The following is a 24,697-nucleotide window of genomic DNA, read 5'->3' on the forward strand; positions in this document are numbered from 1 at the left end:
GTTTCAAAATAATCCTGTGGTGTACTCACGCTGGATTTCGGGCTAACGTCCCTCACTATGCGTTGCGGTTACGGATGCGGCGCACCTGCGGGCACGATTCCTTTGAGCCCACGGATCCGCTGTACCTGCTGGCGCGGCCCCGCCACAAAAACCCATTCTTTACAGCGCGTATGCGACACTTTCCCCACCCGCTTACCAGTGGGGCTGTGGATCCCGATTTTCGCCCCCACGTACCGGTTGTAGTCGAATGCGAGCATAGCGACGTCTTCGAACCCAACATTTTTTAGGTGCGTTCGCATTTCATCTGCTTCAATCCAAGATTCGTCGTTGTACGACACCACCAGGGTGCGGGCGCGAGCGCGGCCTAAAAGATCGAAGAACGCGCGTTTCATCCGCGGTTTTGAGTTGAACACAGATTTCGTTGCGTCTTCGCGCGCGTCCACGCGTTTCATGGCAACCCCGTAGGTTTGCGGCGCATCCCAACGCACCAGTGTTTCCCAAATGTGGTAGTTCGTAAAGTACCGGTGCTGGTTGTACGGCGGATCCAGGTACATGAGGTCCACGGGCTCCAGTTCGTCCACGAGCCGCATGGCGTCACCTCGCACGGCTCGGCCGCCACCGGGCAGCAAATGTGGGATCCGCAGATGCATATCGCGGTAAGCCCGCGCCGCCCACTGTTTCAAGTACGCCATCTGCACCCCCGTTGTGGAATCCACCCGGTCCGCAGCTTCCATCAGGGAAGTCAGCAAGATCGGATACAGCTCAGTGCCAGCGTACCGGTGTTCAATCTGGTCGCGAATCGCATCTATTCGTCGCCCGTTCTTGGGTTGAAAATACCGCGCCTTTTTACAAAACGTGTCAGTCACGTACCCGTCTTTGCCCTCGAGGGCATTGAGTTGCTCCACGGCTTTTTCTAACGCACGCATGTCGAGCGAGCGCGCGTCAGTTTGCACGTAAGTTTGCGCCAGCACGTGCGAATAGGTGGCGATGTCACAGGCGGTGGTGTGGATCCCGAGTTTTTTAAACGCTTGCGCAACCCGCGTGGTTCCGGTGAAAAGGTCCACCGCCGTTTCGGCACCCAAGGTCTGCGCAATCTGTGCCAGTGCGGGCACAAGCCGCCGCTTTGACCCTAAGTACTTGAACAAGTCCGCCCTTCCATAAGTTACGAATTTTTCGTTCGCCTGCACCTGCCGTGCCTGCGCTGCCAGCATGGTGCCTACAAAACCGTGCTCGCACACCTGGCGTGTGCCACGCTCGTTTATTCCGGCGGGGCGCCGCACCCCGTTGGCTCACGCGAACGCCACCCGCTCCATCTTAGATGATGGCTCGCGGGTGGCGATGCAACCTCGTTTTGCTGCGCGTTACTTCAACCGTGCCTGCAAGTTCTCGTCTAGCGCCTGCAGGAACTGCTCGGTCGTTAACCACTCCTGGTCCGGCCCGATGAGTCGCGCCAAGTCCTTAGTCATCTGCCCGCCCTCAACGGTCTTAATGATCACGTCCTCCAGGGTTTGGGCGAAACCCGTAACTTCCGGGGTGGAGTCGAGTTTACCTCGGTGCTTCAGCCCCCCGGTCCAAGCGAAAATCGACGCGATGGGGTTGGTGGAAGTCGGTTCCCCTTTTTGGTGACGACGGTAGTGGCGGGTCACCGTGCCGTGCGCGGCCTCCGCTTCCACAGTTTTCCCATCGGGCGTCATCAGCACGGACGTCATCAGCCCCAGCGACCCGAACCCTTGGGCCACCGTGTCAGACTGCACGTCCCCATCGTAGTTCTTACACGCCCACACGTAGCCACCTTCCCACCTGAGGGACGAGGCCACCATGTCGTCAATCAGCCGGTGCTCGTACGTTAACCCCGCTTTTTCAAACTCCTCTTTGAACTCGGAGTCATAAATATCCTGGAAAATATCTTTGAACGCCCCGTCGTAGGCCTTGAGGATCGTATTCTTCGTCGACAGGAACACGGGGTATCCGCGCTGCAGACCGTAGGTGAAGGATGCGCGGGCGAAGTCTTTGATTGACTCATTGAAGTTGTACATGCCCATTGTGACGCCACCGCCCTCAGGCATCTTCACTACCTCATGCTGAATTGGTTCACTGCCATCTTCTGGGGTGAACGTCAAAGTTACGGTACCTGCGCCGGGAACTTTAAAATCAGTGGCCTTGTACTGGTCGCCGTGCGCATGACGGCCAATCACAATGGGTTTCGTCCAGTTCGGCACGAGGCGGGGAACGTTCGAAATGATGATGGGCTCGCGGAACACTACGCCCCCGAGGATGTTGCGGATAGTTCCGTTCGGGCTCTTCCACATCTCTTTGAGGTCGAACTCTTTGACACGTGCCTCGTCTGGCGTGATGGTGGCGCATTTGACGCCCACTCCGTGTTCTTTGATCGCGTTCGCCGCATCGATCGTCACCTGGTCGTTCGTGGCGTCGCGGTTTTCAATCCCGAGGTCGTAGTATTTCAGATCGATATCGAGGTACGGGTGGATCATGCGGTCTTTGATGAACTGCCACATGATGCGCGTCATCTCGTCGCCGTCAAGCTCCACTACTGGGCCTGCTACCTTGATCTTCGACATGGCTCTCCTAACTCCAGCATCCCTAACTAGGCATAGCGTGTTACTGCGGGTAAACCATCAGTGACACATTCGGACACACCTCAAGATTACTCGACATCAAGATACTTTTTGGGGTTTTGAACCACTAGCGGGCGCTGCGCACACTCGGCATACCAATTGCCACCGGGCCGGCCGCGCGCCCCGCTGGAGCGCATCCACACGCAGCTCCACATGCGGGCACCGCTCCAGGTTTAGTCGCAGGCTGCGCTTCCACCGCCGCCTCATCCCACTGCAGCGACCCGTCGGCCATGAGCGCAGTCGAAATCATGAGTTTAATGCGGTTCAGTTGGTTCACTGCGGACGCGCCCGGGTCATAATCTATCCCCACAATGTTTGCTTGCGGATACTTCTTCCGCAGCGGACGGAACATGCCTTTCCCCACCACGTGGTTCGGAAGACACGCGAACGGTTGCGCACAAATAATATTGGGGCACCCGTTTTCGATCATGTCCATCATTTCTCCGACCAGGTACCAGCCCTCCCCCGCCTGCAGGCCTTGAGGCGCGATATCAGCGGCGCGTTTAGCCATCTGGTCGATCGGGGTGGAGGCTTCGAACTTCCCGTTGGTTTTCGCAAACGCTTTGCGCACCGGGCGTTCGTACAGTGACAGGGCTGCGAGCACGAGTTTTTTCAGGCGGCGCCCACCGGTCTCACCCATGTTTTCTGCCCGCCAATCGCCGTCTGACATGGCGGATTGGAAGAACTGCAGCAGTCCGGGGAGGACGGCTTCGCAGCCTTCGTCTTCAATGGTGCCGACCGCGTGGTTGTTCGCGTAGGGGTGGAATTTCACGAGGATCTCGCCCACTAAGCCGACTCTGGGTTTGCGCGGCCCGGCGATCGGAAGGTTGTCGAACTCGCTTACGCACTGGGCGATTAGGCGGCTGTAGCGAATGCGTCCGAACTCACCGGCCCGGCCAGAGGCAAGCCAAGAGCGCATCAGCGTGTTCCACCGCTCGTACAGGGCCATCACGGATCCGGGTTCCACTTCGTACGGGCGGGTGCGCAACACCATGGTCTGCAGCGCATCACCCATGACGATCGATTGGATAACGGAGTGCACAATCCCGGGAGTGAGGGAGAACCCGGAGGCCTTCTCCACTGACTGCAGTGAGACGGGCAGGACGGGCACTTGCCCGTAACCGGCGTCGCGCAACCCTTTGCGTAGCAGTGACGCGTAGTTGGTGGCGCGGCACATACCCCCGGTTTGTGAGATCGCAACCGCAACCCGGTTGGGGTCTACCCGCCCGGACTCCAGCTCGTCGATCAGTTGTCCAATCACCACGATCGCGGGGTAGCAGGCGTCGTTGTTAACGAACTTCAACCCCAGTTCGTTCGACTCCGGGGTGGTTTGCTCTAAAAGCCGCACGTTATAGCCGGCTTTGCGCAACGCCACTTCGGCGAGTCGGAACTGGATGGGCGCCATTTGGGGTACCAAGACTTCCCAGTTTTCATCGCGCATCCGCTTCGAGAACTCAACCGGGTCGTAATCAGTGTGTACCAGTGGGGACGGAACCCCGTCCTCACGTCCTTTCCCAGCTGGATACGTGGCCAGCACCTGGGAGGAGGTGGCGCGTTCGGCCGCGGCAGCGTCTAGGGAACGCAACCGGATCTTTGCCGCCCCCAGGTTGGACACTTCGTCGATCTTCAGCTGGGTGAAGATATCACCGTTTTGCTGCAAGATCTCTTGCACTTGCTCGGCAGTGACCGCGTCTAAGCCGCAGCCGAAACTGGTTAGTTGAACCAGCTGCAGATCCGGGCTCATGGACACGGTGGCGGACGCTTCGTACAACCGCGAGTGGTACGTCCACTGGTCCCGCACCCGAATAGGGCGTGCTAACCGCTGATCCATAACTGAATCCTCGGTGAGCACCGCCATCCCCAAGCCCACGATGACCTCGGGTATCCCGTGGTTAATCTCGGGGTCCAAGTGGTATGGGCGGCCCGCCAGAACGATGCCGCGCGTGTCGTGTTCGCGCATCCACTCGAGCGTTTCCCGCCCCTTCTGCGCGATTTCGCAGCGCACCGCCTCTTGTTCCTCAAACCCCGCTTCGATCGCGGCCAGCGCTTCTTCTAGTTCCACATCCCACGGCGCGAGCGCTTTCACTAGTTGCCGGGCCATGGCCTCACGGTTATCTAGATTCATATACGGACTAATGAAATTCGCCCGTCCGTCCGCGAGCGATTCCATGTTGTGCCGCAGCACTTCCGGGTAGGTGGCGACGATGGGGCAGTTGAAGTTCGCGTCGTGGCTGTCTTTTTTCTGGTTGTAGTTCACGCACGGGTAGAAGATGTTCTTCAGCCCCTTATCGAGCAGACTTTCGATATGCCCGTGCGCAAGTTTAGCGGGGTAGCACACGTTCTCGGACGGAATGGATTCCATCCCGCGTTCGAACAGTTCGTGGTTTGACCGCCCCGAAATCATCACGCGGAACCCGAGTTTAGTGAGCACGGTGAACCACAGTGGGTAGTCTTCGTACATTCCCAGCACGCGCGGCACCCCCATGTCGCCGCGGTACGCGTCTTTTTCACGCAGCCGCCGGTATCCGAACATGCGTTTGTACTTCCATTCGTACAGGTTCGGAAGTTCGGATTTCTTTGGGATCCGCTCCAGGGAGGCACCGCGTTCACACCGGTTCCCAGACACGTGCCGTTCCCCGTTTGAGAACGTTGAGATCGTCATGTTGCAGTGGTTTTGGCACAGTCGGCAGGTTTTGCGGGTGGTTTCCACTTGGAAATTCTTGAGGTCCTCTAACTGCACCAGTGAGGACACGCCCGTGCCGTCGTCGTGGTTTTTGGCCGTGAGGGCCGCCCCGTACGCCCCCATGAGGCCCGCGATGTTGGGCCTAACTACTTGCCGGCCGGTGAGCAGCTCGAAGGCGCGCAGCACGGCGTCGTTGAGGAAGGTGCCGCCTTGAACAACTACTTTTTCGCCCAGATCTTCGGGGGATTTTAGTTTTATAACTTTATACAGTGCGTTGCGCACTACGGAATAGGATAGGCCGGAGGCGATCGCTCCCGTGTCCGCCCCCTCTTTTTGTGCTTGTTTAACCGAGGAGTTCATGAACACGGTGCAGCGCGTCCCCAAATCTACGGGGGCGGGTGATTGCGTGGCGAGGTTAGCGAACTCTTCTACGCTCACCCCCATGGAGGCGGCGAATGTTTGCAGGAACGAGCCGCATCCGGCGGAGCAAGCCTCGTTTACGGAAATGGAATCCACCACGCCGTCTTTAATGCGGATGTACTTCATGTCTTGCCCACCGATGTCGATTACAGAGGAAACGCCGGGCGACATGTAGTTCGCAGCCCTAAAGTGCGCCATGGTTTCCACTTCGCCTTCGTCCATGGTCAAGGCGGTTTTGACGAGTCCTTCGCCGTATCCGGTTGAGCAGCACCGGCCAATCACCACGTCCTCTGGCAGTTGCGTCCGCACTTGTTTAACGATTTCAATGGCGGCGCGCAGTGGATCCCCTTCGTTGGAAGCGTAGTGGGTGAACACGATGCGGTCGCGCTCATCAATAACTACCGCCTTGATGGTTGTGGATCCCGCGTCGATCCCTAACCAGCAGCGCCCGTGAGCTTGGGAAGTGGGGATTTGTTCGATGGTTTCTTGTGCGTGGCGGGTGTCGAACGCCTGGCGTTCTGCCGCGTCTTTGAACAGTGGCCGCATGCGCGTGGATTCGGCTACCACTTCGGCTTGTACCAGGTCTTTGATGAGGTCTTTGAGGGGACGTGGGGTTTGCGGATCTTGCCCCGGTTTGGTGTGCGTTGCCATGAGGGCTGCGCCGAGGGCGACGTACAGTTGTGCATCCGGTGGGGTTATGAAGCTCTCCACTTTAGGGAGCAGCGCGCGGTACGCTTCCCGCAATTCAGGGAGGAAGTGCAGGGGCCCACCCAGGAGCATGACGTTGCCCCGGATCGGCCTCCCACAGGCCAGGCCTGCGATGGTTTGGGTGGCCACAGCGGTGAATACGGAGGCAGCGATGTCAGCATGGGCAGCTCCTTGGTTGAGCAGGGGCTGCACGTCAGATTTAGCGAATACACCGCAGCGGCTGGCGATCGGGTACTGGGTTTTCGCTTGGGCAGCCAGCTCGTTTAGGCCGGACGCGTCGGTGTCCAGCAGAGTGGCCATCTGGTCGATGAACGCGCCCGTTCCCCCGGCGCACGTACCGTTCATGCGCTGTTCCGGCGTGGGGTGCAGGTAGGTTAGCTTGGCGTCCTCACCCCCGAGCTCGATGATCACATCCGTGTCGGGGTGGAACACGCGGGTGGCTTCTGTTTCAGCGATTACCTCTTGCACAAAGGGAACGCCCATCGCTTGGGCAACAGCGAACCCACCCGAGCCGGTAACCGCCATTAGTGCGGGCGTGTTCCCCACGTCCTGCAGGACGTCGCGCAGGAGTTTCACAAGTTCGCGGCGCACGTCTGCGTTGTGACGCCGGTAGTCTGCGAACACGCGTTCACCGGTATTGTTCATCGCCACCGCTTTGACCGTTGTCGACCCCACGTCGATGCCAATATGCAAGGCGTTCGGGATTGTTTTGCTGCTCATGGTCAAGGAATTCGCCATCGTTTTCGCCCCTCTGGTTGCCTACTGTGACACTATGGAGGCACACACCTATTTTCAATCATGATGAAATTAAGGGTTTTATTCCTTACCAGACAGTAGTTGAGCTGCATAGATAGCGAGATTAGAGATGTCGAATGTTGAAACTACCCCTCCTAATTATGAAACGAAGCATGTTTCGAAAAATGAGGGCAGGGAGCGTGAACCTGGGACGACCAGGGCACCTCGGGCTAGGCAAGAACCTCAAACGGCTCGGGCTGGGCAGAGCCCACGTACACCTAGAGCACCTCGAGCTGGACAGAGTCCACGTACGACTAGAGCACCTCGGTCTGGAAGGGGGCCGCGGGCGGCTCGGGGCCAGGTGAGGGACGAAATTGTGCGGGCCGCACACCGCGTGTTTTCTACCCACGATTATCAGCGGGCGTCGATGCGTAAAATTGCCCGGGAGGCCGGTGTGGACCCCGCGATGACTTCCTATTATTTCCCAAGCAAAGCAGCGTTGTTTCGAGAAGCCATGTCCTTGCCGGAAGACCCGGCGCAGCAGGTGAGGGAAATCCTCGAACCGGGAGTGGATGGGTTAGCTTCTCGGCTGATAGCCGCCGCATTAGAGAACTGGGAGCAGGCCTCTACCGCCGGTACTTTAGCGACCCTGTTGCGCATGGTGATGCACGATGCGGATACGCAACGCACGTTCGACCAGTATTTTCGCGAGCAGATCCTGTCGCAAGTAGAAGCGTCCCTAGGGGAAGATTCGGCGCTTCTAGCTGAGCTCGTAGCCGGATCTCTAGTGGGAGTACTGATGATGCGCTACGTCGCACGGATTGAACCGCTCGCCTCCATCCCCGCGGACGAACTCCACGACCGCCTCACCCCGATTGTCCAGTTCCTCTTCACCTGGGGATTCGCCGCAAAAAACTAGGCTTCCCCCAACTGATCACTTTCCCGTGCTTCAGGTTGGTCTTCCTCGGTCTGATCGCTCTCCGGTGCGGCTGCCTGGGTTTCTCCGGTGTTATCACTTTCCCGTGCTTCAGGTTGGTCTTCCTCGGTCTGATCGCTCTCCGGTGCGGCTGCCTGGACTTCCCCCGCCTGGTTGTTTTCTGAGCCCGCCGGTTGGTCCGCTTTTCCCTTCTGTTCGTCCCGCTGCTCACCCAACTCTTCCAGGCCACCCTCTGACCCGAGTTCAAGTTCCCGAGTCTGCTTAGTGGCGGGTTCCCGAGTCTGCTTAGTGGCGGGTTCCCGAGTCTGCTCAAAACGAGCTTCTGGAACCTTCTTCGAGCCCGGTTCCGCTGATGCCGCGTCGCGATCTTGCGGGTCAGGCGAAGGAGGCCCTTCCTGCTCACTAGGCGAATTCGTTTCCTGAGGGGCAGCAGTGGTTTCTGACCGCGGCGCGGACTTGGCGCGCCGAGCCTGCACGCGAGCGCGAACCTCATGCTTCAAATTACTGGACCCAACACTCAAACTTGCTGCAGCAGCCTGCGCTCCCCGGCGGTAAAGCGCTAAACAAACGGGGTGCAGCAATAGCGAAACGGCGGCGCCAACACCCCCCACTTCTAGCGTCACGAATAAGGCTCCGAGCAGGGATCGGGGGCCAAAATCAGCCATCTGCCCGTTCCACAATGCGCCGTTCGATGCATACATCCACGCGAACATCACTGCCGCATACACACCCAGCCCCACTGCCAACCGGGTGGCGTGCGCCCCCAGGGACGATTCGCGGCGCTTCCACACGTGCACCAGCCCCAGAACTAGCCCCAGAACAATCAGTACCGCAACGACCCACGCGGTAACAGTGCCATGAGGTACCGCCCCCAACCAAGGAATCGCCGGAATCGGTGCGGACACCACCTTCGACGGCGCATGCACAGCGCCTACAGACGTCACAAATCCCGGGCCCGCCAGCCACGACAGGGCTGCTGCGATCGCATTCGGCACATACAAGATCTGCGCGAGCCACACGAACACCTGGTCCCAACCCGCTGCCCCCAGCAGGGCAGAAATGTCCTCGATCTGGCTCCACGAGGCAACCGTCGCATACAAAACCAATCCCAAGCCCAGCAGGGTCGTCGCACCTAACGCAATCGCGCTATCTCGCAGTGCCCGCACCAGTAGTTTGCTCCGCGGGCTACGCAGGGACCTCAACGACTTGCGTGCCGTCCACGCCCACGCGATTGTGGCAACCAGGGCCGCGCCCAACGCAACCCGCCACACCTGCGCGTGCTGGGCGGCGAAGAACGCCACCACGGCAGACGTCACGGTGTAGAACGGGATGAACAGCGCGCTCACCCGCGAAGAAATCGCGTTCGAATACCGCACCCCAACCACGCCCATAAGGATGAACAAGAGCGTCAGCCCCAGTGGGTAGAACGAGAGGTTCACGCCCGCGAACCGCAGGGGCGACAAGTAGCCCAGGGCCACGATGTCCGCCCCGGTGCTCATCGCCGTGTTCCAATCCACCGACAGCACCCACGAGTTGTTAGCAGTGAGCAAGAACGCGACCAGCGTCAACCCCGCTCCCAGTGCCCACGTGAACAGCGATGCCTCAATTGCCGCCACCATCACGCGCGCCCACCCTTTAGGTAGCGAGATCACGTATTCGGGCCGCTGCAAATTCACTGTGGTTTCGAACGCCGCGCCCACATTGTCTTCCCGCTTCCCTACCGGCTCAGTTTCTGGCTCTAGCAGTTCAGTTTTTAGCTCGACCGGTTCAGTTCCTGGCTCAACCAGTTCAGTTTCCGTTTGCACCGCCGAACCCTCGTTTTGTTTAGATGCGGTTTCGGTTGATTTTTTGGGATCCTGAGGGCGCCAGACGCGTTGGCGTAACTGGCGCAGCCGAGTGCGGGTGGTTTCAAACATCTCCTCCATTTTTGCCTTTTCACCAAGCTTTTGCACCCAAGGCACTCCGAGGCACTTCGAAACCCACCGTGTGAACTGCGGCCCAGCCTGGCTGGCAAGTCCTCGGACCGGGCGCAAGTAAAATCCCGCGCTGCGGAAAATGGGATCCACCACCGAACAAAAGGGCAAGCGCGGGTATGCGTGTGGGCGCGAGGATCGCTCCCCGCGCCCACTTACCTAACGCGTTCTAGACTATTTCAAAAGTTCACGTGCCAGCTGCGCGGTTTGCGTGGGGGTCTTCCCCACTTTCACGCCCACGGCCTCAAGCGCTTCTTTTTTCGCCTGCGCGGTGCCAGAAGAACCAGAGACAATCGCTCCCGCGTGCCCCATGGTTTTCCCTTCCGGAGCGGTGAATCCCGCGACGTACGCCACCACGGGTTTACTCACGTGCTCCTTAATGAACTCGGCGGCGCGTTCTTCCGCATCCCCACCGATCTCACCGATCATCACAATCGCCTTAGTGTTTGGGTCGTCCTCAAACGCCCGCAACGCATCAATGTGCGTGGTGCCAATAATCGGGTCGCCCCCAATCCCAATGCACGTGGTGAAGCCCAGGTCGGACAGCTCGTACATCAGCTGATACGTCAAAGTGCCAGATTTAGACACGAGTCCGAGCGGGCCAGCAGCCGTAATGTCAGCCGGGGTGATCCCCACGTTTGACTGCTCTGGTGAAATAATGCCCGGGCAGTTCGGACCAATGATCTGCACGCCAGCGTCTGCAGCGCGCTGGCGGAACTCCACCGCGTCCTTCACCGGGATGCCCTCGGTAATCACCACAACTAAGCGCATCTGCGCATCAATCGCCTCGATTACCGCGTCTTTCGCGAACCGCGGGGGCACAAACACCACGGACACCTGCGCGCCCGTCGCAGCCTTCGCCTCGGCAACAGTGCCGAACACCTCAACTTCATGCTCCCCAGCTTCAACCTGGTCCGCCATCAGCCCGTACGGCTCAATATTGAACTTCACGATCTGCCCGGCTTTACGCGGGTTCACCCCACCCACCACTTGGGTGCCTGCGGCGAGCATACGAGTCGTGTGCTTCATGCCTTCCGAACCCGTCATGCCCTGCACGATCACGCGGTCTTCTTTACTCAAAAAAATCGACATCTGCGCCTCTCCTACTTAGCCAGTTCAGCGGCCTTCGCAGCCGCGCCATCCATCGTGTCAATCATCGTCACCAGCGGGTGGTTCGCTTCTTGTAAAATCTTGCGCCCCTCTTCCACGCGGTTACCATCGAGCCGCACCACTATTGGTTTAGTTGCCGACTCTCCCAGCATGTCGAGTGCACCCACGATCCCGTTAGCAACCTGGTCGCAAGCCGTGATCCCACCGAACACGTTCACAAGAACGGACTTAACCTGCTCATCACCCAAGATCACTTCCAGTCCTTTAGCCATCACTTCCGCAGACGCACCCCCGCCAATATCGAGGAAGTTCGCGGGGCGCACACCGAAGCTTTCGCCCGCGTAAGCCACCACGTCGAGCGTGGACATAACCAGGCCAGCACCGTTGCCAATAATCCCGACTTCGCCTTCGAGCCGCACGTAGTTCAACCCCGCTTCTTTCGCCATGAGTTCACGCGGGTCCTGCGCTGAAGTGTCTTTGTACTCACTGTGCTCGGGGTGGCGGAACGCCGCATTGTCATCCAACGACACTTTGGCATCCAGCGCGATCACCTCACCCTGCTCAGTTTTCACCAGCGGGTTCACCTCGACGAGCGTGGCGTCTTCTTCCGCGTACGCTTCCCACAGTTTAATCAGCACGGGCGCTAGTTCGCGGGCCTGCTCATCAGTGAACCCGGCTTCACCAGCAATCTGAAGTGCCTTGGCTTCGTCAATCCCAACCGCGGGATCCAGCGGGACTTTCGCCAGCGCTTCGGGCCGTTCCTTCGCGAGCGTTTCAATATCCATCCCACCTTCTTTAGAGCACATGGCGAGGTGCCGGCGGTTCGCCCGGTCAAGAAGGATTGAGAAGTAATACTCCTGTGCAATATCCGCACCCGCCGCGATCATGACCCGGTGGACGGTGTGGCCTTTAATGTCCATCCCGAGGATCTGCTCGGCGTACTCGCGGGCTTCATCTGCGCTGCGGGCAAGTTTTACCCCGCCGGCTTTACCACGCCCACCCGTTTTCACCTGCGCTTTCACAACCTGCAGGGGGGTGCCTAACGTCGACCACGCCTGCTCGGCCTCAGGGGGCGTTTGCACGACAACGCCATCTAAAACGGGCACTGCGTGCTTTTTGAATAGCTCACGAGCCTGGTATTCGTAGAGATCCACTCCGTTCACCTTTCCGCCCGGGATGGGCTGTTCTGTGTCGCGACCACGATGTTCCTCAGGTCACTTAAAACCTCGACATCGAGACATCTAGTACTAGATTAACGTCCCAACCGAGCTCGCACACGAGAAACGGGAATCATCTGTATCGCCTAGAGCACAATAGTCAGTTTGAGGTTTTGGCCCCGTCAGATCTTCTTAATCGGCGCGTAACGCAACAGTAAGCGCCGAGGTTTGGCGTCACCGAAATCCACTTTCGCCACTTGCGACGCACCCGCCCCCTCCAAGCCAACTACCGTACCTTCACCGTAGGAACCGTGCTTCACCCGATCCCCAACCTTCAATGCGACCTTGGGTTTATCCGCGTCTTTCTTCGACACCCCCAGGCGTTTCAATCCGCCTCCCGCAGTTCCACTCGTCATCCCAGCGCGCGGCCCGCGACTACCGGCGCGTTTGAATCCCCGGGCGGACAAGCCACCTCCGGAACCGATCGCAGGGGCAAAATCATCCTCCCACGGGTCAGTGCTGCTACCGCCGAAGCTGCCGCGCCCCCGGACGGCGTTAGAAAACCCGCCGAAGGACCCACCTGAGCTCCCGGTTCGGTAACTGTCCATCTGCGTGGACCCACGGCGCACCTGCAGAACCTCGGGCGGAACGTCGTCAAGAAAACGCGAGGGAGGTAAATCGGACGCGGTCCCCCACGTGGTTCGCACCGCCGCGCGCGTCAAATAGAGTTTCTCCCGCGCCCGCGTGAACGCCACGTACGCGAGGCGCCGTTCCTCAGACAATTCCCACTCGTCCAACAGGGAACGCTGGTGCGGGAACGTGCCATCTTCCATGCCGGTTACGAACACGACGGGGAACTCGAGCCCCTTCGCAGTGTGCACGGTCATCAAGGTGACCTCCCCACTGTCTTCCGCGCCCGCAACCTGGTCCGAATCCGCCACCAAGGACACGCGTTCCAAAAAGTCCGCGAGCGAACCTTGCGGATTCGTTTTCTTAAAATCTGCCGCCACCGCATGTAGCTCCGCCAAGTTTTCCACCCTAGAAGCGTCCTGAGGGTCTTCGGATTCTCGAAGTTGTACCAGGTACCCGGTGGCTTCCATCGCCTCGTCGAGCAACTCGGCGATAGAGGCACCCGCATCCGCATACGTGCGCAAGGAAACTAGGAGCCCGTAAAAACGCGCAGCCTGTTTTAATGCGCGCGAAGTAAGTGATATTTCCCGTCCGGAAGCACGCGCTTTTTCTTCCGCCACCGCATCCGCCCACGCGGTTTCCTCCAGGTCAATCTCACTGCCTTCACCGCGCGGACACCCGGCCTGTACCCACGCGTCACGCAGCGCATCCCCCAGGTTCGCGTTGAGGGCAGCGGCGTGGGCCACGAGGGTTTGTTCCGTTTTGGCGCCCAGACCGCGGCGGGGTGTGTTGAGGATGCGGCGCAGCGCTACCGTGTCGTCGGGGTTGGATATGGACGCGAGGTAGGCGAGCGCGTCTTTGATTTCTTTGCGTTCATAGAACTTGGTGCCGCCCACCACGCGGTAGGGAATGCCGGACCGCACGAGCATTTCCTCCAGGGCCCGCGACTGCGCGTTAGTACGGTAAAACACGGCGATATCACCGTAGTGGTAGGTTGACTCGGTGAGCTTGTCGATTTCTGCGATCACAAACCGGGCTTCGTCGTGTTCGGAATTAGCCGCGTCATACACTACGGGCGCTCCATCACCCCGGCCGGTCCACAGGTTTTTCGCCCGCCGCCCCTTATTCGCAGCGATCACCGCGTTAGCGGCGCTCAGAATGTTTTGGGTAGACCGGTAGTTCTGTTCTAGCAGCACGGTGTGCGCGCCGGGGAAGTCTTTTTCAAACTCCTCAATATTGCGGATTGTGGCGCCGCGGAACGCGTAGATTGACTGGTCCGAATCCCCCACCACGGTGAGTTCGCCCTGCTGCTGCTCATCTGCACCAATGAGTTCGCGGATCAGCACGTATTGCGCGTGGTTCGTGTCCTGGTATTCGTCAACCAGCACGTGTTGGAAGCGGCGCCGGTAATGCTGCGCCACCGCGGGTTTTGATTGCAGCATCTGCACCGTACGCATTATGAGGTCGTCAAAATCTAATGCGTTCGCGTTCTCTAGTCGACGCTGGTATTCCGGATATACTTCTTCGACGATTCGTGAAATCGGGTCGTTCGGCGCGGTTTTGGCGTACTGCTGGGCTGTGATGAGTTCGTTCTTGAGGTCCGAGATGCGTCCGCGCAGCATTTTTGCGGCGAACCGTTTGGTGTCCACCTGCTTATCTTTTAAGATCACGTTCAACAGCTGCTGCGAGTCTTGCGTGTCGTAGATACTGAACGTAGACCGCAGGCCAGCGGCTTCGTGAGATTCCCGGAGAATCCTCACGCACGCCGCGTGGAAGGTGAACACCCACATGCGTGCCGCGTTGGGACCGACCAGTTGGGTGACGCGTTCGCGCATTTCCGCCGCAGCCTTGTTGGTGAAGGTGATCGCGAGGATCTGCCCGGGCTGGGCCCGCCCGGTGCGCAGCAGGTAGGCGATCCGGTGGGTGAGCACCCGGGTTTTCCCCGACCCCGCGCCCGCCACAACCAGCAGTGGCCCCCCGCTGTACTCCACGGCCTCGCGCTGCTGGGCGTTCAACCCTTCTAACAGTTCCGCTGGGTCCGCCGCTCCCCCGCTTGGCCCACCGAAAGCGGTTGCGATCCCGTTGCCCAGACCATTTGCCTCAGGGGAAAACTGGAGGGCCTCTGGTGAAAACTGGCCCGGTGAACCCGCGGGAACCTGCCCGGCGAGCATCTGGTCGGTCAAGGCCGGTAGACCCGGTAGTTGCGAAGCGAAAGTACGGTCGTTATTCATCACGGCTCTACCTTACGACACCGCGATGCTCACACCACGCCCCGCCGGGCCGCCCACCGGGTTAGTTCGTTGCGGTTGGATAACTGGAGTTTCCGCAGCACCGCCGACACGTGGGTTTCTACTGTTTTGATTGAAATAAACAGTTCACTGGCCACTTCCTTGTATGTGAAACCGCGGGCGATCAGCCGCATCACTTCCTGCTCGCGTTTCGACAGTAGGTCCAGTTCCTCATCTGTTTGCGACACTTGCGCGGTTCCGAATGCGTCTAGCACAAATCCGGCTAGGCGCGGGGAAAAAGCCGCGTCGCCCGAACCAACGCGTTCGATTGCCTGCACCAGGTCTGCGGTAGCGATGGATTTGGTGACATACCCGCGAGCGCCCGCGCGAATCACCGCCACCACATCCTCTGGGGAGTCCGAAACCGAGAGGGCGAGGAACCGGGTGGGCCCGTCTGCGCATCGGCGCGCCACCTCAGCGCCCCCACCTCCGTTACCACCGGGCATGTGCACGTCTAGTAGCGCCACGTCTGGCTCTAAGTCCGCTACGCATCGCACGCCCGAATCGACGTCTTCAGCTTCCCCCACGACCTCCACCTGCTGGGGGTGTTTTTGCAGTTCACTTCGCACTCCGGCTCGGACCAGTGGGTGGTCATCGATGATCACTACGCGCAAGCTCACGCGGCCTCCTTCGGCATTGAAATGTTCACTTCTGTTCCTGGGGTGAGGGTGCGCAGTGAGGCGCGTCCCCCCGCCCGTTGGACCCGTCCAATGATGGATTCGCGTACCCCGTGTCGGTCCGCTGGGACTGTTTCGAGGTCAAAGCCTGCGCCCCGGTCGCGCACGTACACGGCCATGGAGTCAGAAGAAATCTCGCAGTACACCGAGATTGGGGGTTTCCCGTGGCGCACCGCGTTCTTTACCGCTTCCGCAGCTGCGGACACCGCCGCCAGGTACCCTGAGGTGGGTTTGGCGTCGGACACTTGCACCAATTCCACTTCGCAACCGTACGTGGTTTCGATTTTTTCAACTTCGCTGCGCAGCAGTTGCTGGGTTGAATCCCCCGGTTTGGCGCGCCCAGTGTACAGCCAAGATCGCAGGGCCCGTTCCTGTTCTAACGCTAGCCCGCGCACCCGCGCGGGTTCGTCCGCATGCGTTTTTATGAGCGTGAGGGTTTGCAGCACAGAGTCGTGCAGGTGCGCGGCAATGTCTGCGCGCTGTGTTTCTTTTGCCCGGGCCACGGACGTGTCTGTGAGTTCGCGGTTCATTTTTACCCACGGCGGTAAGAATGCCAGCACGAGCGCCAGGATAATCACCACGCCAACGCCCATGCCGAACAGTAGTTCGGAGCGGGACGCGGACACGTTCACGAGCCCCACGGTGCCGCTCAGTAGCAGTAGTAGTCCCAAGCCCACCAGCACAGCCGCTTGCGGGTTTTTCCGCCATGCGCGCACGTGTTCGCTTTGCGTCCAAATGAGCATGAGGCCCGCTAGGATCGCGAGGATCGCGGCATTCCGGCCACTGACCAGCTGGAGTCCAAGCAGTGGCCCAACCCCGGTTATAAACGCTACGAGCAGGAATGCGCCGCCAACCATCAGCGCCAACCGGGAGGTGGAAACGCGTTTTTGTTTGAGTTGTTCTACCGGTGGTTTAGCGATCCGCTGCGACGGGTCGGGGGCGAGACTTCCGGTGCTGGGCAGCCCAAGCCACAGCCAGAGGTAGAGCATAACCCCCGCGCCGGTTATTCCAAGGAGCGTGAAAATCAGCCTCAGGGATTTGACGGAAACACCTAAATGTATGGATAGCCCAGACACTACCCCGGCTATCCACGGCTTGGGCCGGTTCAGGTCGGTGCGCCGCGTTCGCAGTAGGGGTGGTCTGGTTTTGTTCACAGGTCTATCATGCCAAGTTTTCCGGGTGGAGCTGAAGTTGTTAGTGGTTAATCAGGGTTTATTCAGGGGGTTCCCCCATGGTTTCATGACCTGCTTGCGGGCATTATTGAGTGTATGGACAGCAGTAATGAGTTTGAGCAAGATCGGCCTACTCCCGGTGAGGCGTTTTTCAACTCCGTGCGGCGCACGGGTTGGTGTCGGCCGAATGATCGTTGGATTGGTGGGGTTTGCGCCGCCATTTCAGCGCGTTACGGTTGGGACCTTACCCTTGTGCGCGGCGTTTGCGTGGTTCTTGCCTTGTTTTTCGCGCCCGTGCTTTGCACGTTGTACGCGGCGGCGTGGGCCCTTTTACCCGAGGAGGTGGATGGGCGGATTCATGCTCAAGAACTGCTGCGTGGGAATGCGGACGTGGCGCTGTTAGGGATCGTGGCGCTACTGATTTTGCCGCCGCTGAACATTTCTTTTACCGGGTCTGATTCTTTCGCCCCGGTTTTCCAGTTCCGAATTCTAGGGTTCGCGCTGGTGCCGATTGGCGCGATTATCGTATTTATTCTGGTGATGGAGCACCGTTCCAAGAAACGTCGCGGTTCTACTCCTAACTATGGTCGCGACTTTACGCGTGGCCATGCTCAGCCATATGCAGGCAGCCAGTATGGGGATCGTTTTGCCCCTAACCAAACCGGTTTCAACGGCCCAGATTCTGCTTTTTCACCTGAGGGTCAGCAGGCTAGCAATGCCCCTGCGGGGGATGCGGATGCTGCCCCCACGAACGCGGACGGTGACTATATCGCGGGTTTCCACGCGCCCACTGATTCTGCGGCTGGTCACAACACTGTTGCCAACGGGCACGCTGACGCACCTTATTATCCACCGGTTCGCGCGCGGAAAGGCCCTGGTTTAGCCACGTTTTTAGCTATAACGGGTGCGCTCCTGGTTGTGCTTGCAGCACAGTTTTACTTCAGCGTGGATGGGTACGACATTAGTTCTCCATTCAACCTGCCGATCCTGGCTGGTTCCGGTTTCATTTTGGCAGGTTCCACGTTGGGGTACCGCGCATTGAAAGGCCTCCCCGGTACGTGGCTGACGGCCCTCACCGTATTCTGCGCGGTCCTCGTGCCAGTTCCACTATTGATCGCACTCACCGGCGCCTAAGTATTTTATGCCGCAAGTGCACTGCAGCGTTCACCTCGCGCACACTAATAATCTGTACCCCCCAAGACCGTTCTAGGGATTAGACATGACCACTGACAACACGAAGCCTGAAGATGATACGCAGATCCTTCCGCAAGACCAGCAGAGCGAAGAACCGCCGGTTTCCCCAGTCGAGCAGCAAGCCGCGGCCGAGGCCGAGACGCCGACGACTGAGTTTCTTAGCCCGCAAATAGACGCACCCGAGGTAAAGACTCCTAAGGTAGAAACCCCCGAGGGGGAACCCGAGGTAAAGGCTCCTAAGGTAGAAACCTCCGAGGGGGACCCAACAGACTCACCCGAGGAAGCCAAAACAGATTCACCCGAAGGAGCCAAAACAGATTCACCTGATGGAGACATGGCAGATGCCTCGGAGGCAACCACAGCTTTCTCCCCCGAGGCCACGGGCGAGCAAGCCCCGCACGGGGATTATTTTGCGCAAACGCAGCCTACTGCTGCGCAAACGCAGGCAACAGATGCGGGCACGCCTTTGTACAAGGCGGATTCTGGTGAGCGCACCAGTTCGCTACCACCGGACCGGCCGATTCATTTCGGGCTGTTAACCTGGGCGATCTTGTGCATTCTAATCGGGCTTGCGTGCGTGATACTCCCGTTTATCCCGAACCTGCAAATGTATAACCCCGCGTTGTTACCTACCGTATTTTTCGGCACGGCAGGCGTAGTGATGCTAGTTATCGCCGGGTTCACGTTCTTCAGTTCACGCCGACGCAAATAGCGCCGCAGCGTCCGCGTTTTACTTCCCGAAGTTCGCGCGTTATTTCCCGAGGTTCGCGTAACGCTCCAGCTCTTCTTCCACCACGGACGGGTCTAGCTTCACGAACACTGGTTTTGGTTTGGACACGGGCGTGCCCACCGCAACCTCGCGCCGCTCCCACTTGGGTACGTTCGTGTAGTCACCGGTGATTATGGGGTAAGAAAGTTCCGCCCCATCATCTGCTTTCGCATCCAGGTCTGTGACTTCTTCAATCCGCGGCATCGGCGCCACTTGCCCGGCACCGCCCATCACCTGGTCTACCGCGTTCGCCGAATGCGGAAGGAACGGGCTCAACATGAGGTTCAAATCAGCCACCACTTGCGCCAGCGTCCACAAGATTGTGCCCAGCCGCTCGCGCTCATCATCAGCTTTAAGTTTAAACGGCTCCGTTTCCGTCACGTATTTATTAGCCTTCGCCACCAGCTTCATGATCGCCGCCAACGCAGCTTTCTGGTGGTGGCGCTCAATCAAACCACCAACGGTTTCAAAACCGCTCTGCACTTCCGCCAGCAATGCACTATCAATGTCTTGTAGCTGCGCTGGCGCTGGGATCTGCCCGAAACGTTTCGCAATCATCGAAGCGGTGCGATTCACCAGGTTCCCCCACCCCGCTACCAACTCATCGTTAGTGCGGCGCACAAACTCCGCCCACGTGAAGTCCGCGTCAGACGTTTCCGGGCCCGCAGCAGAAATGAAGTACCGCAGCGCATCCGCCTGGTACCGCTCCAGCATGTCCCGCACGTAGATAACAATCCCTCTGGAAGAAGCGAATTTGCGCCCCTCCATCGTGAGGAACTCACTGGAAACCACCTCGGTCGGCAAGTTCAGTTTCCCAAAATCACCGGGTTGCCCACCCTTGTCCCCCTCACCGTTATAACCCAGCAGTTCCGCGGGCCAAATCTGGGAATGGAACACGATGTTATCTTTCCCCATAAAGTAGTACGACAACGCTTCTGGATCATTCCACCATTTCCGCCACGCTTGCGGATCCCCGGTGCGGCGCGCCCACTCAATGCTGGCCGACAGGTAACCCACTACCGCGTCGAACCACACGTACAGGCGTTTACTAGGCTGATCCTCCCAGCCCGGCACGGGGATACCCCAGTCAATATCACGAGTCATTGCGCGCGGGCGGATATCCTCAAGAAAATTTTTTGAAAACCGGATCACGTTCGGACGCCACCTGCCGGATTCCTCCCGGTCATCCAACCACGCGGATAGCGCCCGCGCCAACGCGGGAAGGTCTAAGAAATAATGGTCGGTCTCCACGAACTTCGGTACCTCACCATTAATCTTTGACCGCGGGTCAATCAGGTCGGTTGGGTCCAGCTGGTTCCCGCAGGCATCACACTGGTCCCCACGTGCCCCTTCCGTACCACAAATCGGGCAGGTGCCCTCAATGTACCGGTCCGGCAGCGTCCGCCCCGTTGACGGGGACACGGCGCCACGCGTAGTTTGCACCATCATGTAACCGTTGTCGCGCACAACCTCAAACATGGACTGAACCACCTGGTAGTGGTTACCGGTAGTGGTGCGGGTAAACAGGTCATACGACAGCCCGAGCGCCACCAGGTCTTCAACGATCATCCGGTTGTTTTTGTCCGCCAGTTCCCGCGGCTTCATTCCCTGCTGGTCAGCAGCCACTAAAATTGGGGTGCCGTGTTCATCTGTGCCCGACACCATCAGCACGTCGTGGCCCCGCATGCGCATGTAGCGTGAAAATACGTCGGATGGAACTCCGAAACCCGCTACGTGTCCGATATGACGCGGCCCGTTCGCGTAGGGCCAGGCAACTGCTGAAAGTATACGACTCATGCGCCCAGTCTATTATTTTCCACGCGTAGTTTACTACTTCGCGCCCTACCTATTTCGCTGCCAGCGCGGCGTCGTAAAGCTCGTTTTTACGCAGACCCGTCGCGCGAGCCACTTGCGCGGCCGCGTCTTTTAGCCGCATTCCCTCTTGCGTTAACGCCAGTACCGCCTGCACGTGATCTTGAGGGTCCGCCACCTGCGGCGCCGCGCCCGCCATGACGATCGTGATTTCCCCCAGAACCTCCCCCGCAGTTGCCCGCGCCAACTCTTGTAGTGTGCCGCGCAAGATTTCCTCATGCGTTTTTGTCAGCTCCCGGCACACCACCGCCTGCCGGTCTTTCCCGCACACAGCCGCCAAATCCACCAAAGTTGTGTGCAGACGACGCGGGGATTCAAAAAATATTGTGGTGCGTTCTTCCGTTACCAGTTGCGCAATCGCGTGCTTTCGCTCTTTTCCTTTCCGAGGGAGGAACCCCTCAAAGCAAAACCGGTCGGTGGGCAGACCCGAAACGGCTAGTGCGGTAAGTACCGCTGAGGGACCGGGGAGTGCACTAACCCGCACGCCTGCTGCGATAGCGGTTTGGACCACGCGGTAACCGGGGTCCGAAACGGTGGGCATACCCGCATCGGATACGAGCAGTACCCGCTGACCGGCTGCTGCAGTGTCCACGAGCGCTTGCGCCTTGTGGTCCTCGTTGTGTTCATGCAGTGCCAGCACGCGGCCACCAGGTTCAATCCCAAGGCGGGAGCACAACCCGCGGAGTCTGCGCGTGTCCTCCGCAGCGATCACATTCGCCTGCTCGATAGCGCGCACGAGCCGTGTTGAGGCATCGTCTGTTTGCCCAATCGGGGTTGCGGCCAGCAGGATCGTTCCGGGTGCTTGAACATAGTTATTGTGCTCCACGTGCAATAGCATCGCACACATGCACCCTGCGGGGCATCCCCGTCCAGCCCATATAGCAGCGAGTGCGGCGGCTATCACGCCCGGCCCCTACTAGTGCAGCTGGGCTACTAGTGCGGCTGGGCTACTAGTGCGGCTGGGCAGAGGCCGGGAAAGCGAACGGTACAACAACCTCAGGCGCATTTTAAGTAACATGAAGGCTGTGCACGAACTACCACTAATCCGCTCGGTACGCTCTAAAGCGTGGGGGCTGACGCTTGCGATTATGGCGGTGGCGGCACTGATCCGCCTGCCCGGGTTGAGCGCCATACCGACCATAATTTTTGACGAAACCTACTATGTCAAAGACGGGTGGTCCCTCACGCAATTGGGGTATGAGGGCAAGTGGGAAACGGCGGATGCGAACGCGGTTCCTCAGGGGGATCCGGGGGCGGAACGCGATACGATTAACAAGGCGTTCGCGCGCGGGGACACTTCGGGGCTGAGTAGTAAGGCAGCGTACGTGGTGCATCCGCAGACTGGGAAGTGGCTGATCGGAATGGGGATGCGTCTGTTTGGCCAGTCGGATCCGGTGGGCTGGCGGATTGCCACTGCGGTGGCTGGGGTTTTCTGCGTCATGCTGGTGTGCCGGTTAGCGTGGCACTTGTCTTATTCGCGTATTGCCGTTGGCCTAGCGGGGAGTTTTGTGACGCTTGACGGGGTCAGTATCGTGCTGTCGCGCACCGGGTTACTGGATGTTTTTCTGGCCCTGTTCACTCTTGCTGCTTTTTTGTGCATCGTGTTGGATTACCGCATGTCCAGCGCGGTGCTGCACCGAAAATACATGGAAACTGCAGTCCCTCCGCTTTCACTGGAGCGCCGCATCAGTTTACCCGTACGCGGCAAAGCGTGGCTTGGCCCATCTGCGGGGCGGCGTCCATGGATGCTCGCGGCAGGAGTGTTCGCAGGGCTAGCCATTTCTGTTAAATGGTCTGGTCTTTATGTCCTCGCGGCCCTGGGGATCTTTGTGGTGTTATTTGAGTTCGCTCGGCGCCGCAAGCGTGAGCCGCACCCGTTTTTCACGGCCGTTATCGGCGAAGGTCTTCCCGCTTTTGTCACTTTAGTCCCAACCGCTGCGGTGGTGTACGTACTTTCGTGGTGGTCCTGGTTTGCGCATTCTAACGCGTGGGGGCGTGTGCACAGCGGGGTGTGGGGAACGTTATCTGACTGGTGGCAGTACCACCTCCAAATGTATGAGTTCCACCGCGGCCTAGGTTCGCACCACAGTTACATGTCGTCGGCACCGCAGTGGTTACTGCAGTTGCGTCCGACCTCGTTTGCCTACCAAAAACCAGGGGGTAGCTGTGGTTCCTCTGAATGTGTGCAAGCGGTGCTGGCACTGGGGAATCCGCTGCTGTGGTGGTTGGGCGCAGCCGCCCTCGTGCTGCTCGTGGTCGTATTTGCGCACAGGCTTTGGCGACACCAAAACGTTTTCGTTGAGGGCGTTCTGCTAACTGGTTACGCGGCTACGTATTTACCGTGGTTCCTTTATTTAGATCGCACCACTTTTAACTTTTACACGGTGGTTCTTGCCCCGTTTGTTGCGTTGACCCTAACTTGGGCGGTTCGGGAAGTCGCCGCACTAGCTTTCCCACGTTCCCCAGTATTTGCACTGCTTGTGGTTGCACTCGTTTTCACCCTGGTGGTGGTTACCGCACTGTTCTTTATGCCTATTTGGACGGGGCAGACCATTTCATACGACGCGTGGCATTTACGCATGTGGCTACCCTCGTGGGTGTAGTAGCTAACCGCGCGGGTGAGTAGCTAACCGCGCGGGTGAGTATCTGCCCGCGTCAGTGTAGCAACCTGCTTACTGCATGTTGGGAACAACCGAGGTGGTTGCCTCAATAAAGAAGTCAGTCAGCTGCGCGGGTTGCTGATGCCCCATGCCTTCTACAATCTCAAGCGTGCTTCCTGGAATGAGTTCGTGCAGTAGGCGCGCTTCTTCCACGTCAATCACCCTATCTTCGTCCCCATGCACAATTATTGTCGGTACTTTAATTCCCTTCGTTTCCTCCGCCCACGGATCGGTAGCAGCCATCGCAGCCCCTTGGCGTTCGTTGCCAACAAATGACACGCCGCGTTCCCACATTCGTCGCGCAAGCTTCTCAACGTGACCTTCCGGGTACGGGTACTTACTGCCCGCAAGACGCGGCATACTCTTTTCGCGGTATTGCACATAACTTTCAACGTCTTCAAACGGTGCCTGCGTGTTCACTGGAACTTCGGTAGCTGGCGTGTGTTTTGCGCGCGTGTAGAACAGGCCCAGTCCAAGCACTTCTTCCGGGTATTTTATTGCGAGTAGTTGGGAAATCATTCCACCCATTGACCGGCCCGTAAGTACCGATGGTTTTCCGCAATGCTTTATGAGGGCGTGCGTGTCCTCCACCATGTCGTGAAGCGTGTACCGACTGCTTGCACGCAGCGACCGGCCCACATCCCGGTTATCGAATGACACCACGTCATACCCAGCCTCAGCTAATCCTGTTAAACACTGTTGCGGAATCGCGATGCGTTGAGCACTGTGACCTTCAATATTAATAATGAGGGGACCATCGGGGTTACCGATGCGCTCGTAACAAATGCTTTCGTTAGGCCTGACCTCTAAGAATTGTTCCATACCTCAGTGTATGGGCCTACCGTGTGGTTTACGCAAGTGCTTGGGTGCTGCTTTTGGTCGTAGCTGTGTTCTGGCTTGCGAGTGTTATGTGGCTTGCGCGTTTAGGTCAAGCACGTGCGTGTTGTTTGAGTGTGTTCTGGTTTGCGTGTGTGTTACACGTGGTTTTGGTGGGTGTGTTTTGGGGGCCGGCACTAGTGTGTGCCGGCCCCCAAATTGTTTAATGTGTTTTGTGTGTGGCGGTGTCTTACTCTCCC

16 protein-coding genes are annotated in these 24,697 nt (G+C 58.8%); 4 read left to right on the plus strand and 12 right to left on the minus strand.

Annotated features, from left to right (window positions below; translation table 11 throughout):
* Positions 1 to 68: 68 nt before the first annotated feature.
* The 3 genes from QS713_RS07310 to QS713_RS07320 all read right to left on the minus strand — a co-directional run bounded on the left by QS713_RS07310 (position 69) and on the right by QS713_RS07320 (position 7,185).
* The gene (locus tag QS713_RS07310; RefSeq protein ID WP_313273995.1) at positions 69 to 1,211 is read right to left on the minus strand and encodes a DNA adenine methylase; all 1,143 of its coding nucleotides are present in this window, start codon (positions 1,209 to 1,211) and stop codon (positions 69 to 71) included.
* Between the two features lie 150 nt (positions 1,212 to 1,361).
* The gene (locus tag QS713_RS07315; RefSeq protein WP_313273997.1) at positions 1,362 to 2,579 is read right to left on the minus strand and encodes an NADP-dependent isocitrate dehydrogenase; all 1,218 of its coding nucleotides are present in this window, start codon (positions 2,577 to 2,579) and stop codon (positions 1,362 to 1,364) included.
* A 124-nt stretch (positions 2,580 to 2,703) separates the two neighbouring features.
* Entirely contained in the window at positions 2,704 to 7,185 is a 4,482-nt protein-coding gene (locus QS713_RS07320; RefSeq protein WP_313274000.1) for an acyl-CoA dehydratase activase-related protein, read from the minus strand.
* 358 nt (positions 7,186 to 7,543) lie between these two features.
* On the opposite strand from QS713_RS07320, the gene QS713_RS07325 reads away from it, so the two are divergent.
* Positions 7,544 to 8,101 carry a TetR/AcrR family transcriptional regulator gene (locus QS713_RS07325; protein WP_313274001.1) on the plus strand — a complete coding sequence of 186 codons (558 nt, stop codon included), beginning with the start codon at positions 7,544 to 7,546 and terminating at the stop codon, positions 8,099 to 8,101.
* Here QS713_RS07325 and QS713_RS07330 read toward each other — a convergent pair.
* The 6 genes from QS713_RS07330 to QS713_RS07355 form a co-directional block, all read right to left on the minus strand.
* Positions 8,098 to 10,044: a cell division protein PerM gene (locus QS713_RS07330; protein ID WP_313274003.1), complete on the minus strand. Its 1,947-nt coding sequence runs from the start codon at positions 10,042 to 10,044 to the stop codon at positions 8,098 to 8,100. The genes QS713_RS07325 and QS713_RS07330 overlap by 4 nt on opposite strands.
* 222 nt (positions 10,045 to 10,266) lie before the next feature.
* Positions 10,267 to 11,184, minus strand: coding sequence for a succinate--CoA ligase subunit alpha (gene sucD, locus QS713_RS07335; RefSeq protein ID WP_313274005.1), 918 nt, complete (start codon positions 11,182 to 11,184; stop codon positions 10,267 to 10,269).
* Positions 11,185 to 11,195: 11 nt separating this feature from the next.
* Positions 11,196 to 12,356, minus strand: coding sequence for an ADP-forming succinate--CoA ligase subunit beta (gene sucC, locus QS713_RS07340; protein ID WP_313274008.1), 1,161 nt, complete (start codon positions 12,354 to 12,356; stop codon positions 11,196 to 11,198).
* A gap of 185 nt (positions 12,357 to 12,541) precedes the next feature.
* Entirely contained in the window at positions 12,542 to 15,160 is a 2,619-nt protein-coding gene (locus QS713_RS07345; protein ID WP_376779578.1) for a UvrD-helicase domain-containing protein, read from the minus strand.
* A gap of 89 nt (positions 15,161 to 15,249) precedes the next feature.
* Positions 15,250 to 15,897, minus strand: coding sequence for a LuxR C-terminal-related transcriptional regulator (locus tag QS713_RS07350; protein ID WP_313274011.1), 648 nt, complete (start codon positions 15,895 to 15,897; stop codon positions 15,250 to 15,252).
* Positions 15,894 to 17,108 carry an ATP-binding protein gene (locus QS713_RS07355; protein ID WP_313274014.1) on the minus strand — a complete coding sequence of 405 codons (1,215 nt, stop codon included), beginning with the start codon at positions 17,106 to 17,108 and terminating at the stop codon, positions 15,894 to 15,896. The genes QS713_RS07350 and QS713_RS07355 overlap by 4 nt, the downstream gene beginning before the upstream one ends.
* A 114-nt stretch (positions 17,109 to 17,222) precedes the next feature.
* Between QS713_RS07355 and QS713_RS07360 the strand changes: the two genes are divergently transcribed.
* Together QS713_RS07360 and QS713_RS07365 are read left to right on the plus strand one after the other, a co-directional pair.
* Positions 17,223 to 18,260 (plus strand): PspC domain-containing protein, encoded by a 1,038-nt coding sequence (locus tag QS713_RS07360; RefSeq protein WP_313274016.1) that lies wholly within the window; start codon positions 17,223 to 17,225, stop codon positions 18,258 to 18,260.
* A gap of 85 nt (positions 18,261 to 18,345) precedes the next feature.
* A complete protein-coding gene (locus tag QS713_RS07365) occupies positions 18,346 to 19,032 on the plus strand; it encodes a Bax inhibitor 1 family protein (protein WP_313274019.1) in 687 nt (228 codons plus the stop codon).
* Between the two features lie 39 nt (positions 19,033 to 19,071).
* Here QS713_RS07365 and metG read toward each other — a convergent pair whose 3' ends face one another.
* Both metG and rsmI read right to left on the minus strand, forming a co-directional pair.
* The gene (metG, locus tag QS713_RS07370) at positions 19,072 to 20,886 is read right to left on the minus strand and encodes a methionine--tRNA ligase (RefSeq protein ID WP_313274021.1); all 1,815 of its coding nucleotides are present in this window, start codon (positions 20,884 to 20,886) and stop codon (positions 19,072 to 19,074) included.
* Positions 20,887 to 20,935: 49 nt separating this feature from the next.
* Positions 20,936 to 21,808 (minus strand): 16S rRNA (cytidine(1402)-2'-O)-methyltransferase, encoded by an 873-nt coding sequence (gene rsmI, locus QS713_RS07375; protein WP_313274023.1) that lies wholly within the window; start codon positions 21,806 to 21,808, stop codon positions 20,936 to 20,938.
* Positions 21,809 to 21,986: 178 nt separating this feature from the next.
* On the opposite strand from rsmI, the gene QS713_RS07380 reads away from it, so the two are divergent.
* On the plus strand, positions 21,987 to 23,564 hold the full coding sequence (locus tag QS713_RS07380) for a dolichyl-phosphate-mannose--protein mannosyltransferase (RefSeq protein WP_313274024.1): 1,578 nt from the start codon (positions 21,987 to 21,989) through the stop codon (positions 23,562 to 23,564).
* A gap of 69 nt (positions 23,565 to 23,633) precedes the next feature.
* On the opposite strand, the gene QS713_RS07385 is transcribed toward QS713_RS07380, so the two are convergent.
* The gene (locus QS713_RS07385) at positions 23,634 to 24,443 is read right to left on the minus strand and encodes an alpha/beta fold hydrolase (protein WP_313274026.1); all 810 of its coding nucleotides are present in this window, start codon (positions 24,441 to 24,443) and stop codon (positions 23,634 to 23,636) included.
* Positions 24,444 to 24,697 lie beyond the last annotated feature (254 nt).

It is taken from the genome of Gleimia hominis, assembly GCF_032085515.1.
Classification (GTDB): Bacteria; Actinomycetota; Actinomycetes; order Actinomycetales; family Actinomycetaceae; genus Gleimia; species Gleimia hominis.

What these genes read in the sequence shown, in the direction of transcription:
- QS713_RS07310 (WP_313273995.1), bottom strand. Translation starts at nt 1,211, where the DNA reads ATGCTGGCAGCGCAGGCACGGCAGGTGCAGGCGAACGAAAAATTCGTA.
- QS713_RS07315 (WP_313273997.1), bottom strand. Translation starts at nt 2,579, where the DNA reads ATGTCGAAGATCAAGGTAGCAGGCCCAGTAGTGGAGCTTGACGGCGAC.
- QS713_RS07320 (WP_313274000.1), bottom strand. Translation starts at nt 7,185, where the DNA reads ATGGCGAATTCCTTGACCATGAGCAGCAAAACAATCCCGAACGCCTTG.
- QS713_RS07330 (WP_313274003.1), bottom strand. Translation starts at nt 10,044, where the DNA reads ATGGAGGAGATGTTTGAAACCACCCGCACTCGGCTGCGCCAGTTACGC.
- sucD (WP_313274005.1), bottom strand. Translation starts at nt 11,184, where the DNA reads ATGTCGATTTTTTTGAGTAAAGAAGACCGCGTGATCGTGCAGGGCATG.
- QS713_RS07345 (WP_376779578.1), bottom strand. Translation starts at nt 15,160, where the DNA reads ATGCTCGCCGGGCAGGTTCCCGCGGGTTCACCGGGCCAGTTTTCACCA.
- QS713_RS07360 (WP_313274016.1), top strand. Translation starts at nt 17,223, where the DNA reads ATGGACAGCAGTAATGAGTTTGAGCAAGATCGGCCTACTCCCGGTGAG.
- QS713_RS07365 (WP_313274019.1), top strand. Translation starts at nt 18,346, where the DNA reads ATGACCACTGACAACACGAAGCCTGAAGATGATACGCAGATCCTTCCG.
- metG (WP_313274021.1), bottom strand. Translation starts at nt 20,886, where the DNA reads ATGAGTCGTATACTTTCAGCAGTTGCCTGGCCCTACGCGAACGGGCCG.
- rsmI (WP_313274023.1), bottom strand. Translation starts at nt 21,808, where the DNA reads ATGTGTGCGATGCTATTGCACGTGGAGCACAATAACTATGTTCAAGCA.
- QS713_RS07385 (WP_313274026.1), bottom strand. Translation starts at nt 24,443, where the DNA reads ATGGAACAATTCTTAGAGGTCAGGCCTAACGAAAGCATTTGTTACGAG.